At 64.9% G+C, this 13,483-nt stretch carries 12 protein-coding genes; all 12 read right to left on the minus strand.

Annotated features, from left to right (window positions below; translation table 11 throughout):
- Window positions 1–80 precede the first annotated feature (80 nt).
- From murB to mraZ, 12 genes are read right to left on the minus strand one after another with little or no spacing between them, the layout of a single operon-like run.
- The gene (gene murB / locus VIZ63_RS09255) at window positions 81–977 is read right to left on the minus strand and encodes a UDP-N-acetylmuramate dehydrogenase (RefSeq protein ID WP_331609280.1); all 897 of its coding nucleotides are present in this window, start codon (window positions 975–977) and stop codon (window positions 81–83) included.
- Window positions 974–2,389 (minus strand): UDP-N-acetylmuramate--L-alanine ligase, encoded by a 1,416-nt coding sequence (gene murC / locus VIZ63_RS09260; RefSeq protein ID WP_331609281.1) that lies wholly within the window; start codon window positions 2,387–2,389, stop codon window positions 974–976. Before murC ends, murB begins: the two co-directional genes overlap by 4 nt.
- Entirely contained in the window at window positions 2,386–3,474 is a 1,089-nt protein-coding gene (gene murG / locus VIZ63_RS09265; RefSeq protein WP_331609282.1) for an undecaprenyldiphospho-muramoylpentapeptide beta-N-acetylglucosaminyltransferase, read from the minus strand. The genes murC and murG overlap by 4 nt, the downstream gene beginning before the upstream one ends.
- On the minus strand, window positions 3,474–4,652 hold the full coding sequence (ftsW, locus tag VIZ63_RS09270; RefSeq protein WP_331609284.1) for a putative lipid II flippase FtsW: 1,179 nt from the start codon (window positions 4,650–4,652) through the stop codon (window positions 3,474–3,476). Before ftsW ends, murG begins: the two co-directional genes overlap by 1 nt.
- Window positions 4,649–6,013: a UDP-N-acetylmuramoyl-L-alanine--D-glutamate ligase gene (gene murD / locus VIZ63_RS09275; RefSeq protein WP_331609285.1), complete on the minus strand. Its 1,365-nt coding sequence runs from the start codon at window positions 6,011–6,013 to the stop codon at window positions 4,649–4,651. The genes ftsW and murD overlap by 4 nt, the downstream gene beginning before the upstream one ends.
- A 2-nt stretch (window positions 6,014–6,015) precedes the next feature.
- Complete coding sequence (mraY, locus tag VIZ63_RS09280; protein ID WP_331609286.1) at window positions 6,016–7,098, minus strand: phospho-N-acetylmuramoyl-pentapeptide-transferase; 1,083 nt, start codon at window positions 7,096–7,098, stop codon at window positions 6,016–6,018.
- 15 nt (window positions 7,099–7,113) lie between these two features.
- Window positions 7,114–8,493 (minus strand): UDP-N-acetylmuramoyl-tripeptide--D-alanyl-D-alanine ligase, encoded by a 1,380-nt coding sequence (locus VIZ63_RS09285; protein ID WP_331609287.1) that lies wholly within the window; start codon window positions 8,491–8,493, stop codon window positions 7,114–7,116.
- Entirely contained in the window at window positions 8,490–9,995 is a 1,506-nt protein-coding gene (locus tag VIZ63_RS09290) for a UDP-N-acetylmuramoyl-L-alanyl-D-glutamate--2,6-diaminopimelate ligase (protein ID WP_331609288.1), read from the minus strand. Before VIZ63_RS09290 ends, VIZ63_RS09285 begins: the two co-directional genes overlap by 4 nt.
- Window positions 9,996–10,003: 8 nt before the next feature.
- The gene (locus VIZ63_RS09295; RefSeq protein WP_331609289.1) at window positions 10,004–11,731 is read right to left on the minus strand and encodes a peptidoglycan D,D-transpeptidase FtsI family protein; all 1,728 of its coding nucleotides are present in this window, start codon (window positions 11,729–11,731) and stop codon (window positions 10,004–10,006) included.
- Window positions 11,732–11,733: 2 nt separating this feature from the next.
- The gene (ftsL, locus tag VIZ63_RS09300) at window positions 11,734–12,006 is read right to left on the minus strand and encodes a cell division protein FtsL (protein WP_331609290.1); all 273 of its coding nucleotides are present in this window, start codon (window positions 12,004–12,006) and stop codon (window positions 11,734–11,736) included.
- Window positions 12,003–12,935 carry a 16S rRNA (cytosine(1402)-N(4))-methyltransferase RsmH gene (rsmH, locus tag VIZ63_RS09305; RefSeq protein WP_331609291.1) on the minus strand — a complete coding sequence of 311 codons (933 nt, stop codon included), beginning with the start codon at window positions 12,933–12,935 and terminating at the stop codon, window positions 12,003–12,005. The genes ftsL and rsmH overlap by 4 nt, the downstream gene beginning before the upstream one ends.
- A 34-nt stretch (window positions 12,936–12,969) precedes the next feature.
- A complete protein-coding gene (gene mraZ, locus VIZ63_RS09310; RefSeq protein WP_331609293.1) occupies window positions 12,970–13,425 on the minus strand; it encodes a division/cell wall cluster transcriptional repressor MraZ in 456 nt (151 codons plus the stop codon).
- Between the last annotated feature and the right edge of the window lie 58 nt (window positions 13,426–13,483).

Below are 13,483 nucleotides of genomic sequence, written 5' to 3' on the forward strand. Positions count from 1 at the left end.
CGCCATGAAAACAGGACCGTTGAGGCGCGACGAACGGCGCGGCTTCTGACCTACAGTCCACAGCCTACAGCCCACAGCCTTCATCCTTCCTCTCCCACCATCCGCACTTCCGGCGTCAACGTGACGCCGTGCACCTGCTCGACTGTCTGCCGGACATGCGCGATCAACTGCTCGATATCCGTCGCGCTGGCGCTACCGTCATTGACGATGAAGTTCGCGTGCATCTCGGAGACACGCGCGCCGCCGATACGAAAGCCTTTCAATCCCGCGCTGTCGATCAATCGTGCCGCGTGGTCTCCCGGCGGATTAGTGAATACCGAACCGCACGACCATTCGCCGATCGGCTGCGTCGCCTTGCGGCGCGCCAACATCAGTCGAATGTCTTCGCTGCTGACGCCGGGTCGCTGCTCGAATCTCAATCGCGCGCCGAGGAACCATTCATCGGTGGGACCTTCGACATGGCGATAGCTGACCGTGAAATCAGCTGCTGGCCGTTCGCGACGCACACCGGCACGATCCAGCGTGGCGACGGCAACGACGTGATTCCAGGTCTCGCCGCCGAACGCTCCGGCATTCATGGCGAGCGCGCCGCCGAGCGTGCCGGGAATGCCGGCGAAAAATTCCGCGGGTCCGAGACCCCACTTGATGCATTGCTTGGCGAGCTTTGCGCACGCCACACCCGCGCCCGCCCAGATCTCGTTGTCGTTCAGCCGGTCGAGTTCCGCGAATACGCCATGCGTGTCGATGACTGCGCCGCGAATGCCGCCATCGCGCACCAGCAGGTTGCTGCCGAGACCGATCCACATCACCGGCGTCGCGGGTTCGAGACTACGCAGGAAGCCCGCGAGATCAGCGACATCGAGCGGCGTGAAGAACATGTCGGCCGGTCCGCCCACATGCCACGACGTGTGCTTCGCCATGCGCTCATTGCGCAGCACGCGCGTTTCGAAATCCGGAGGCAGCGCGAGGGAGTTCATGCCTGCCTCCCGATGCTGGCGAGCGTGAGCGGCAACTCGGCGGCGACGGCGCCGATACTGCCCGCGCCCATCGTGACGACCAGATCGCCGTCGCGCAGGATGGGCAACAGCGTCTGCGGCAACTCTTCGGGCTTGTCGATGAACAGCGGCTCGACCCGTCCGTGGGAACGCACGGCGCGACAGATCGCCTTGCCATCGGCGCCTGCGATCGGCGTTTCGCCCGCGGCATAGACTTCGGTGACGATGAGTGCATCGACACCGGCGAGGACGCGCGCGAAGTCATCGAGCAGGTCGCGCGTGCGCGTGTAGCGATGCGGCTGAAACGCCAGCACGATGCGGCGACCCGCCCAGCCCTGGCGAATCGCTTCGAGCGTTGCCGCCAGTTCCGTGGGGTGATGACCGTAATCGTCGATCAGCGTGACGCGGCCGGCCGGCGTATCGACATCGCCATTCTGTTGCAGGCGTCGATCGATGCCCTGGAAGCTCATCAGCGCCGATTGAATGGCCGCATCCGGCACGTCCAGTTCCGTGGCGACGGCAATGGCCGCCAGCGAGTTGAGAACGTTGTGCGTGCCGGGACGGTTCAATGTCACCGCCAGCGCCGCCGCGTGACCGGGGCGATGCACATCGAATCTCGTCTGCATGCCGTCGCGAACGATGTCGGTCGCACGCACGTCCGCCTGCTGTTCGATACCGTAGGTCACGACCGGGCGATTGATGCGCGGAATCATGGCCGCCGCGACCGGATCGTCGGCGCAGACCACGGCAAGCCCGTAGAACGGCAGGTTGTGCAGGAAATCCACGAAGCTCTGCTTGAGGCGCTCGAAGTCGCCTTCATGCGTGCCGAGATGATCCTGGTCGATATTGGTGACGATCGAGATCATTGGCTGCAGATGCAGAAACGATGCGTCGCTCTCATCGGCCTCGGCGACCAGATACTTGCCAAGACCGAGCCGCGCGTTGGTATCGGCGCTCACCAGGCGACCGCCGATCACGAACGTCGGATCGAGATTGCCTTCGGCCAGCAGGCTCGCGAGCATGCTGGTGGTAGTGGTTTTACCGTGCGTGCCTGCGACTGCGATCGCATAACGGAAACGCATCAGCTCGCCGAGCATCTCGGCGCGCTGCACGATCGGCAGTCGACGCGCAGTCGCGGCGACGACTTCGGGATTGGTCGGGCTCACCGCGGTGGAGACGACGATGACGTCGGCCTTGCCGATATTCTCGGCCGCGTGTCCGATCATGACTCGCGCACCCAGACGCTGCAGGCGCGCCGTGACGGTGTTGAGTTTGAGATCGCTGCCCTGCACGTCGTAGCCGAGATTGACGAGCACCTCGGCAATGCCGCCCATGCCCGCACCGCCGATACCGACGAAGTGAATGCAGTGGATGCGACGCATACGGTCGGTCATGCCGCACCTCCCGCCGCTGCGACGCAGGCGTCGGCCAGGCGGACATCCGCATCGATGAGCGCGGTCGAGCGCGCTTTCACCGCCATGTCGGCGAGCTTCGCGCGTCCGGCTTGCAGCAAGGTACGCAGTTCGTTGGCAAGACGCAGTGGAGTCAGCTCCGCTTCCGAAATAATTACGCCCGCACCCGCCGCCACCGGAAAGTGCGCATTGTGCGTCTGGTGATCGTCGACGGCCGCAGCAAAGGGCACGAATATGGCAGGCAGTCCCGCTGCCGCCAGCTCTGACACGGTCAGAGCGCCAGAACGGCAGATCACGAGATCTGCCCATCCATAAACCTCGGCCATGTCGTCGATGAAGGCCCGCACGTCGGCCGTGACGCCGTGCTTTTCGTAGAACTCGCGCGCCTGCGCGATGTGACGTTCGCCGGCCTGATGCAGCACCTGCGGACGCAGCGACGGATCGATCATGGCGAGCGCGGCCGGCACCGCGGCGTTGAGACGGGACGCACCCTGACTGCCGCCGATGATCAGCACGCGCAGCGGGCCTCGCCGTTGCGCGAAGCGCTGCTCTGGCGGCGTCATCGCAGCAATCTCGCGACGCACCGGATTGCCGACGCGCTCCGCCTTGATCGACGCCGGAAAGCTGGACGGAAAGGCCTCGAACACGCGCCGCGCGAGACGCGCCAGCATCCTGTTCGTCAAACCCGCAACCGCGTTCTGCTCGTGAATCACCAGCGGCCGCCGCGTGAGCCAGGCAGCAATACCGCCCGGGCCAGAAACGAATCCGCCCGCGCCGAGCACCACGACCGGCTGACGACGTCGCATCACCTGGATGCTCTGCCACACCGCGCGCGCCAGCTGGAACGGAGCAGCGAGCAGCGCGATGACACCCTTGCCGCGCACGCCGGTCACCGTGATCCATTCGATGGGAATCTGATGCGGCGGAACCAGTTTGGCCTCCAGTCCGCGTTGCGTGCCCAGCCACACGGGCTCGAAGCCGCGTTCGCGCAGCACGCGCGCCGCCGCGAGTGCGGGGAACACATGCCCGCCGGTGCCGCCTGCCATGATGAGTACGGTGCGCGACATCACTCGCGCTCCTTGCGTACTGCGAGCCGGCCCGCAACGCTGGCTTCATGATTGATTCGCAGCAGAAGCCCCAGCCAGCCGAGCGTGACGAGCACGCTGGAGCCGCCGAAGGACATCAGCGGCAGGGTCAGTCCCTTGGTCGGCAGCAAGCCGAGGTTCACACCGACGTTGATGAAGGTCTGCAATCCGAGCCAGATACCGAAACCCGCCGCGCAATACGCCTGGAACGGCAGCTCGGCGTCGGCCGCGAGACGCGAGATACGGAACGCACGCCACACCAGGATCATGAACAGCCCGAGCGTGACGATGACGCCGACGAGCCCGAGTTCTTCCGCGAGAATCGCGAACACAAAATCGGTGTGCGCTTCGGGCAGGTAGAACAGTTTCTGCACGCTCGAACCGAGCCCCACGCCGAACAGTTCGCCGCGACCCACGGCAATCAGCGATTGCGTCAGCTGGAATCCCGAATTGAATGGATCGGCGAACGGATCGAGGAACGCGGTCAGGCGCTTCAGGCGATATGCGCTGGTCACGGCGATGACGGCCATGCCAGTAGCGGCCAGCGCCACGAGCGCCACGAAATGACGCAGCTTCACGCCGGCCAGGAACAGCACACCGAGCCCGGTCGCCACGAGCACGGTCGCCGCGCCGAAGTCGGGCTCGAGCAGCAGCAGCGCCGCGGCCGCCATCAGCAGGCCGAGCGGCTTGAGGAAGCCACGCAGTTCTTCCTTCAACTCCTGCTGACGTCGCGCCACGTAGCTTGCGAGATAGGTCAGCAGCAGCACGCGCGTCAGCTCCGATGCCTGAAAGTTCATGAAGCCCGCGCGCAGCCAGCGACGGCTGCCGTTCACCTCGTGACCGAGGCCGGGAATCAACACGACGACCAGCAGCAGGAAGGCAAACAGCAGCAGCGGCACGCCCAGGCGTTCCCACACCGACGTGGGGATGAACATCATGAACGCGCCTGCGATGAGCCCGAGGACCACACCCACCACCTGACGCTCGAGATAGTGCAGCGGCTCCTGCAACTGGCGATCGGCGATCGAGATCGACGCCGAGGTGACCATCACGAGACCGAGCAGCACGATGCCGGCCACGCTGAGAATCAACACCTGATCGAACACGAAGCGGCGCGGCCGAGTGTTGGACCGGGCAAACGACATGGCGGCTGCGCTCATGACTGCAACCCCCGGACGGCGGCGGCGAACACATCGCCGCGATGTCCGTAGTCACGGAACATGTCGAGGCTCGCGCACGCCGGCGACAACAGCACGGTCTCCCCTGCTCGCGCTGCGTTGGCTGCCACCTGCACTGCCTGCGGCATGTCGGTGGCGAACTCGAGTGTCGCCACGCCATCCAGTGCGGCGGCAATCAACTTCGCATCCTGACCCAGCAGTACGACGTGCCGGACTTTGCCGCGGAACGCCGGCGCCAGCGGTGCGAAGTCCTGTCCCTTGCCTTGCCCGCCTGCGATCACGATCAGCGAACCGGGCATGCCGGCGACAGCAGCCAGCGTCGCGCCGACGTTCGTGCCTTTCGAGTCATCGATGTAACGCACGCCGTTGACGTCAGCGACCCACTGCGAACGATGGGGCAGGCCGGCGAATTCACGCAGCGTCTGCACACAATGCTGCCGCTGCAATCCCAGCGCATCCGCCATTGCAAGCGATGCGAGTGCATTGGCGGCGTTGTGCAGCCCGGCGATCTTCAGTTCTGAGAGCTTCACCACGGGCTCGCGGCCCTGCATCAGGATGACGTCATCGCCCTGTTCCTGCGCGTAGTACGTTGCAGCCGGATCCTTGAGCAGACTGAAACCGACGAGCTTCTGCGCCGAGCGACCCATGTCACGCACCAGCGGATCGTCGAGATTCACGATTGCGGCGGCGCAGTTCGCGAAGATGCGCGCTTTGGACGCTGCATAGTTGGCGAGGGTGTCGTAGCGATCCATGTGATCGGGCGTCACATTGAGCACGGTGGCCGCCGCAGTGCGCAGCGACTGTGTCGTGTCGAGTTGGAAGCTGGACAGTTCCAGCACGTACAACTCCGGCGTCGGCTCTTCGAGCAGCTCGAGCGCCGGGCGACCGAGATTGCCGCCGGCCAGCACGCGCTTGCCGGCTGCTTCAGCCATGCGGGCCACGAGCGTCGTGACCGTGCTCTTGCCATTGGTCCCCGTGATCGCGGCGACAGGTGCGCGCGCCTCGCGTGCGAACAGTTCGATATCGCCGACGATCGGCACGCCACGCGCGGCAGCGTGCGCCAGGAACGGCTCACGCAATGACACGCCGGGGGACGCGACGATCTGGGTCGCGCCATCGAGCAGTCCCATATCGAAGCCGCCGAATGCAACCTCTGCCTCCGGGGCCAGCTGACGCAGTGCCGCGGCTTCCGGCGGCGCAGCGCGGCTATCCGTCACAGCGAAACTCACACCGCGCGAACGCAGATAACGCGCGCACGACATTCCGGTGCGTCCGAGACCGACGACGACCGTGCGTCCAGCCTGCGCCTGGTGAGACATGCGTGTGTCGACCTGCGGGGTCATGCTCAACGCACCTTCAGGGTCGCGAGACCGACCAGGACGAGAATCACGGAGATGATCCAGAACCGCACGATCACTTTCGGCTCGGCCCAGCCCTTGAGCTCGAAGTGATGGTGGATCGGCGCCATGCGGAAGATGCGTTTGCCGGTCAGCTTGTACGAGGCGACCTGCAGGATCACCGAGATCGTTTCCATCACGAACACGCCGCCCATGATGAACAGCACGATCTCCTGACGGACGATGACGGCGACGACGCCTAGTGCCGCACCAAGCGCGAGAGCGCCGATATCACCCATGAACACCTGGGCCGGATAGGTGTTGAACCAGAGGAAGCCGAGTCCGGCACCGACCAGCGTCGCGCAGAACACCAGTATTTCACCGGTGCCCTCGATGAATGGAATGCCGAGATAACCCGAGAACACCGCATTGCCTGTTGCATAAGCGAACACCCCCAGAGCGCCACCAACGAGAACCGCGGGCATGATTGCGAGCCCGTCCAGGCCGTCGGTGAGATTCACCGCGTTGCTGGTACCGACAATCACGAAATACGTCAGCGCGATGTAGCCAACGCCCAGCGGCACCATCACGGTCTTGAAGAAAGGCACGTAGAGCGCTGTCTCCGCCGGCGCCTTCGCGGTCATGAACAGCGCGATGGCGGCGCCGAGGCCCGCTACCGACTGCCAGAAGTATTTGTAGCGCGCGATCAGACCGCGACTGTTGCCGACTACCAGCTTCAGGTAATCGTCCCAGAAGCCGATCAGTCCGAAAGCCAGGGTCACGAGCAGCGTGACCAGCACGAAGCGATTGTTCAGATCCGCCCACAGAATCGTGCTCGCGCCGATGGCGACCAGGATCAGCGCGCCACCCATCGTCGGCGTGCCCGCCTTCGGCAAATGCGTCTTCGGGCCATCGTCACGCACGCGCTGACCGATCTGGCGGCTCGACAGCGTGCGGATCATCCACGGGCCAACGATGAATGAAATCGCCAGCGCCGTGAGCGCCGCGAGAATGGCGCGCAGCGTCAGGTACTGGAACACCCGGAAGCCGGAATGGATGTCGCTGAGGTAGAGGGCGAGGTAAAGCAGCATGTCGTTCTCTTGTGATCAGTGCCCGTTCGCTGCTTGAGGCGGCATTGCGGCGAGCGCTGCCGCCACTCGTTCGAGCCGGTTGGCCCGGGAACCCTTGATGAGCACCGCGACGCCTGTCGTCAGCGACCGACTCGCCTCGACGATCAGCGCATCGATATCCCTGAACCACTGCGCGCCGCGGCCGAACGCCTCGACAGCGAAGTGCGAGTGAGTGCCGACTGCCAGCAGGCGTTCGACGCCGGCCTGACGCGCATAACGGCCGATCTCGGCATGCAGTTCATTGGCGCTATCGCCCAGTTCGAGCATGTCGCCCAGCACCAGCCAGCGCTTGCCGCCGAAGCCATGCAGCGCGTCGATGCCCGCCTTCAGGGAACTCGGATTGGCATTGTAGGAATCGTCGACCAGGAAGGCGCCGTGAATGGCTGGCTTGAGTTCCAGACGTCCGGACACCGCGCGCATCGCGGCGAGTCCTTCGACGATCTGCTCGAGCGACGCGCCAGCAGCGTGTGCAACCGCCGCTGCACCGAGTGCATTGCGCAGGTTGTGCAGCCCGGCGAGCGCAAGGGTCGCCGGACGGGTGCCCATGGGCGTCGCCAGATCGAAATCGATGCGGAAGCCGTTCGTATCGCCGACCGCCTGCACCTTGTGCGCCATGAAGTCTGCCGGATGCTCGAAACCGAACGTGAACGCACGCTCAGTGGCTCGCGACTCGCTCCATTGCTGCGCGTACCTGTCGTCCGCGTTGATGATCGCAACGCCGTCGGCCGGCAAGTTCTGGAACAACTCGCCCTTGCCGAGCGCCACACCATCGAGGCTGCCAAACCCTTCGAGATGCGCTGCGCCGGCATTCGTCACGATGCCGATGGTCGGCTCGGCCAGACTCGCCAGATGGGCGATCTCGCGCTGATGATTCGCGCCCATCTCGATCACCGCATAGCGGTGCGTCGCGTTCATCTCCATCAGCATCAGCGGTACGCCGATGTGATTGTTGAGATTGCCGCGCGTGATCAGACACGGCCCGAGCCGCGACAGGATCGCGCCGATCAGTTCCTTGGTCGTGGTCTTGCCATTGCTGCCCGTGATGCCGATCACTGGAATCTGGAACTGCCTGCGCCATTCGCGCGCGAACATCGAGAGTGCCGCGAGTGCATCAGGCACGACGATCTGCGGCAGTTCGACAGGAAGCGGACGCTCCACCAGTGCCGCCACGGCGCCACGCTCTGCCGCCATCGACACGAAATCGTGGCCGTCGAACGTCGGTCCCGTCAGCGCGACGAACAGCGCGCCGCGCTGCAACGTGCGGGTGTCGGTCGAAACGCTGGTGAACTCGCAGTTTTCACCAACCAGCTCGGCGCCGGCGACTCGCACCATGTCATTGAGGCTGCGGGAAATCATGCATTCCTCCCCAGCGCGGCTTGCACTACGTCACGATCGCTGAAGTAGCGCGTCTCGTGGCCGACGATCTGGTAGTCCTCATGGCCTTTGCCGGCCACGAGGACGACGTCCCCGGCACGGGCGATGGTGATTGCACGCTCGATGGCGCGCGCGCGATCGCGCTCGACGATGGCGTGCTGCGGCTGCTGCAGTCCGGCAACGATGGCCGCGACGATGACGTTGCCGTCTTCGGTGCGCGGATTGTCATCCGTCACCATGACGACATCGGCGAGCCGTTCGGCAATGGCGCCCATCACCGGGCGCTTGGCTGCATCGCGGTCGCCGCCGCAGCCGAACACACAGATCAGCTTGCCGCTGCAATGCTTGCGTGCGGCGCTCAGCGCTTTTTCGAGCGCATCCGGCGTGTGCGCGTAGTCGACGATGGCGAGCGGACGCTCCGGCGCCACGAAAGTTTCCATACGCCCAGGCGGCGGCGCGCAGCTCTCGAGCGCCGACACTGCTGCATGCATCGGGAACCCATGCGCCAGCAGAACGGCGAGCACCGCGATCAGGTTGTCGACATTGAAGTCACCGACGAAGCACGAGTGCAGCGTCGCGGAGCCCCGGTTGCTGTCGATGCCGATCACGAGTCCCGCGGGAGTTGCAGTCACGCTGGTCGCCAGCACGTACCCGCATCCCGGCAACAGGTTCGAATCGTCTCGCGCGCAGATCACCAGGCCGTGGCCCTGATAGTTCGCGGCCAACTCGCGTCCGAAGGCATCTTCGACATTGATCACGGCATGCCGCAACCCCGGCCAGGCGAACAGCCGCGCCTTCGCCGCACCATAGGCTTCGAACGAACCGTGGTAGTCGAGATGATCGTGAGTGAGGTTGGTGAACACCGCCGTATCGATGCGTACACCCGCGACGCGACGCTGATCGAGTGCATGCGAGGAGACTTCCATCGCCAGCTGCTGCACACCGGCATCGCGCAGCGCGGCGATCTGGCGATGCAGCGTGATGCAATCGGGTGTCGTGTGAGTACCGGCCGTGACGGCACCGATGGGACCGTAGCCCAGCGTACCTGCGTAGGCCGAGGACTTGCCGAGATGGGCGAACGCCGCTGCGAGCACGTAGGCGATGGTGGTCTTGCCATTGGTGCCTGTGACGCCGGTCACCGCGACGGCGCGCGAGGGCGCGCTGAAGAATCGATCAGCGATCGTACCGATCATCGCGGTCAACTGCGTCACCGCGATCACGGTGACGTGCGCAGGCAACTTCGGTTCCGCAACACCTTCCGCGGGTTGCCACAACACCACGGTTGCGCCGCGGCCGACTGCCTGCGACGCGAACGCTACGCCGTGACTGCGCAGCCCAGGCAATGCCACGAAGGCCGAGCCCGCGCCAGCCTTGCGACTGTCGATCGTGAGATCCGCCACCACCACGTCGGGTACGTCCGCATCCACGAGACCCGCGAGCAGTTCACGCAGATTCTTGCGGGGTGGTGTGAGGGCGATGTTCATGGCGACACTCATTCGGAGCCACGGCTCGCCTGGACCAGCGTGGCATCGGGCACACGCTCCAGGCCATCGGGCGGAACGCCCAACAGGCGCAATGCGCCTGCCATCACGTTCGCGAACACGGGCGCGGCCACGTCGCCGCCGTAGAAAAGCCGGCCACCGGGCTCGTCGATCACGACGATCGCCGCGAGACGCGGGTGACTGGCCGGTACGACGCCGCCGAACGTCGCTTTGTATCGGTCCGTCGAGTAGCCGCCTGCCGCCGCGGTCCACGCGGTACCGGTCTTACCCGCCACGCGATAGCCGGCGAGCGCTGCACCCTGGCCCGTGCCGTCCTGCGACACGACGCTTTCCATCATGGTGAGAAGCTCACGGGCGACGCGCTCGTCGAGCACACGCTCTCCGACGACCGGCTCATCGACGCGACGCAATGTAGCGGGCCGGCTGATGCCGCCGGAGGCGAGCGTGGAGTAGGCATGCGCGAGCTGCAGTGGCGTCACAGACAGCCCGTAGCCATACGACATCGTGGCCTGCCCGATACGTCCCCAGTGCGCTGCGTCGTTGAGCAATCCCGCGGACTCGCCGGGATAACCACTGCCCGACACCTGGCCGAAGCCGAATGCACTCAGCGTGTCGTGCATGGACTGCGGCGTCAGCGTCATCGCCATCTTCACCATGCCGGCATTGCTGGATTTGGCGAGCACCGTGGTCAGCGGCACCGAGCCGAGGAACTTGTGATCCTCGATCAACTTCGCGCCCACGCGAAACGGCGTGGTGTCGATGATGGTGTTCGGGTGGAAGCGCCCGGAAGCAATCCCCGCCGCAGCGACGAAGGGCTTGATGCTGGAACCCGGTTCGAAGATGTCCGTCGCCGCGCGATTGCGATAACGCGCCGCCGATACCTGGTCGCGATCATTCGGGTTGTAGGACGGCTGATTCACCATCGCCAGGATTTCGCCGCTGTCGACGTCGAGCACGACCATCGAACCGGCTTTGGCGCGATGCAATTGCACGGCCGATTTCAGCTCGCGGTACGCGAGGTACTGGATGCGCAGGTCGATGCTCGTGACCAGATCGCTGCCGGGTCGCGGCGCGCGGATGCTTTCGATGTCTTCAACCGTGCGTCCGTAACGATCCTGGATGACGCGCTTCGCCCCGGCTTCGGCACCGAGCCAACGGTCGTAGGCGAGTTCGAGACCTTCCTGACCGATGTCGTCGTACTTCTTGGTGAAGCCCAGCAGATGCCCGGTGACTTCGCCGGCCGGATAGAAGCGCTGGTATTCGCGCAGCAGGTACACGCCGGGGATCTTGAGCGCGGCCACCTGCGATGCATCGCTCGGACGCATGTGTCGCACGAGATACACGAAATCGCGCTCCAGGTTGCTGGTGAGCACCTGCGTCAGCCACTTCGGATCCCGATTGAGTGCTTCGGCCAGCTTCGGCAGCTGATCGGATGCCTTCATGATCTCGCGCGGCGAGGCCCACACCGTATCGACCGGCATGCTGGCCGCGAGCGTCTCGCCGTTGCGGTCGTAGATGGCGCCGCGAACTGCGGACAATTTCGCGACCCGCGTGAAACGGGCATCGCCCTGACCTTCGAGGAAGCCGTCATCGAGGAGCTGCAGATCGACGGCGCGCACGATGAGTGTCAGAGCGATCAGCAGCAGCATGCCGAGCACGACGCGCAAGCGCTTTGCGTACTGCTCTGGCGAGAATGCCTTGTTATCGCTGCGGATCATGTCTACGGCTGAACCAATCGCACTTCGTCGGGTTTCGGAATCACCATCTTCAAATCGGCGCGGGCGGTCTGCTCGACCCGTCCGTGCGTCGCCCACGCGCTCTGCTCGATCTTCAACTGGCCCCACTCGATATCGAGCCCGTCGCGCTTCGCGTGCATGCCCTGCAGCTGAATGAACAGACTGCGCGTCTCATGGCGACTCCACACCACCGCCACCGCGGACACGAACAGCAGCACCCAGAGCAGCGGCATGAGCCAGCGGCTGAGCGAACTCATGCGCCCATCCTTTCCGCGACCCGCATGATCGAACTGCGTGCACGCGGATTGCGGCTCACTTCCGCCTCAGAGGGATGAATCGCCTTGCCGATGCGGCGCAGCTTCGGGCGCGCATGCGCGGGGACCTCAGGCAGACCCGCGTAGACGGGGTCTTCCTGCGAGTGCTTCTGGATGAAGCGCTTGACGATGCCGTCTTCCAGCGAGTGAAAGCTGATCGCACAGACGCGACCTTGCGGCGCGAGCGCGATCAACGAACCTTCGAGCGCCGCTTCTATCTCCGCGAACTCCTGGTTCACCTGGATACGAATCGCCTGGAAGGTGCGCGTGGCCGGATGCTTGCCGGGCTCGCGCATCGGCACCGCAGCGGCGACGATCTCCGCCAGGCGCAGGGTTCGGGAGAGCGGCTCCTGCACCCGGGCGCCGACGATGGCATGAGCGATCCGCTTCGCGAATCGTTCCTCGCCGTACTCGCGAATGACGCGCGCAATCTCGGACTCGGAAGCCCGGTTGAGCCAGTCCGCTGCCGTCATGCCACTTGCGTTGTTCATCCGCATATCGAGCGGACCGTCCTGCGCGAAACTGAAGCCGCGCGCCGCGTTGTCGAGCTGCGGAGAAGACACGCCGAGATCGAGCAACACACCGTCGAACCCCCCGGCCAGTCCCGCCTGCGCCGCCACCTGTGCGAGCTGCGAAAACGGACCACTCACCAGCATCAAGCGTTCATCCATCCCGAATCGTTCCCGCCCGGCGCGAATCGCGTCCGGGTCGCGATCGATCGCGACGACTCTTCCCTGCTTGCCGATCCGCTCCAGAATCGCCGCCGTGTGCCCGCCTCGACCGAAAGTCGCATCCAGGTAGCGGCCCGCCTCGCGGACCTGCAGCGCGGCCAGCACTTCTTCGAGAAGCACCGGCGTGTGTTCGAACGTCATCACGTCAATCAACAACCCCGACGTTCAGCACTAACTACAGCGACAGCGTCGCGAGTTCCGGCGGCAGCTCCTCGGCTGTCTCGTCCACCTTCAGCCACTGCTCGCGGCTGTCATTCCACTGCGTCTCGTCCCACAACTCGAAGCGGTTGCCCTGGCCGATCAGCATTGCGGTGCGCGACAACCCCGCGTACTCGCGCAGGCTCGGTGGCAGCAGGATCCGGCCGCTGCCGTCGAGTTCGAGATCAGTGGCGTGACCAATCATCAATCGCTGCAGTCGACGGGCAACCGGGTTCAGGGTCGGCAGCCGTCGCAGCTTCAGCTCGATCTCTTCCCACTCAGGCAACGGATAGATAAGGAGACAGCGGTCCGAACGGTCGACGGTAGCGATCAGCCGCCCGTTGGACCGCTCGACGATGCGTTCGCGGTAGCGCGTTGGCATGGCCAACCGCCCCTTCGCATCGAGCGTCACCTTGTTTGCACCACGGAACATGTTTGGTTGCCAAAGACGGGATCAGACAGTGACTCCGTGCCCCTCTAACCCACGGTTT

The sequence above is a fragment of the Povalibacter sp. genome (genome assembly GCF_036520495.1).
Classification (GTDB): domain Bacteria; phylum Pseudomonadota; class Gammaproteobacteria; order Steroidobacterales; family Steroidobacteraceae; genus Steroidobacter.

Coding starts and splice junctions, on each gene's coding strand:
- mraY (WP_331609286.1), bottom strand. CDS start 7,098: ATGCTGCTTTACCTCGCCCTCTACCTCAGCGACATCCATTCCGGCTTC.
- murB (WP_331609280.1), bottom strand. CDS start 977: ATGAACTCCCTCGCGCTGCCTCCGGATTTCGAAACGCGCGTGCTGCGC.
- ftsW (WP_331609284.1), bottom strand. CDS start 4,652: ATGAGCGCAGCCGCCATGTCGTTTGCCCGGTCCAACACTCGGCCGCGC.
- mraZ (WP_331609293.1), bottom strand. CDS start 13,425: ATGTTCCGTGGTGCAAACAAGGTGACGCTCGATGCGAAGGGGCGGTTG.
- murD (WP_331609285.1), bottom strand. CDS start 6,013: ATGACCCCGCAGGTCGACACACGCATGTCTCACCAGGCGCAGGCTGGA.
- VIZ63_RS09285 (WP_331609287.1), bottom strand. CDS start 8,493: ATGATTTCCCGCAGCCTCAATGACATGGTGCGAGTCGCCGGCGCCGAG.
- murG (WP_331609282.1), bottom strand. CDS start 3,474: ATGTCGCGCACCGTACTCATCATGGCAGGCGGCACCGGCGGGCATGTG.
- VIZ63_RS09290 (WP_331609288.1), bottom strand. CDS start 9,995: ATGAACATCGCCCTCACACCACCCCGCAAGAATCTGCGTGAACTGCTC.
- ftsL (WP_331609290.1), bottom strand. CDS start 12,006: ATGAGTTCGCTCAGCCGCTGGCTCATGCCGCTGCTCTGGGTGCTGCTG.
- VIZ63_RS09295 (WP_331609289.1), bottom strand. CDS start 11,731: ATGATCCGCAGCGATAACAAGGCATTCTCGCCAGAGCAGTACGCAAAG.
- murC (WP_331609281.1), bottom strand. CDS start 2,389: ATGACCGACCGTATGCGTCGCATCCACTGCATTCACTTCGTCGGTATC.
- rsmH (WP_331609291.1), bottom strand. CDS start 12,935: ATGACGTTCGAACACACGCCGGTGCTTCTCGAAGAAGTGCTGGCCGCG.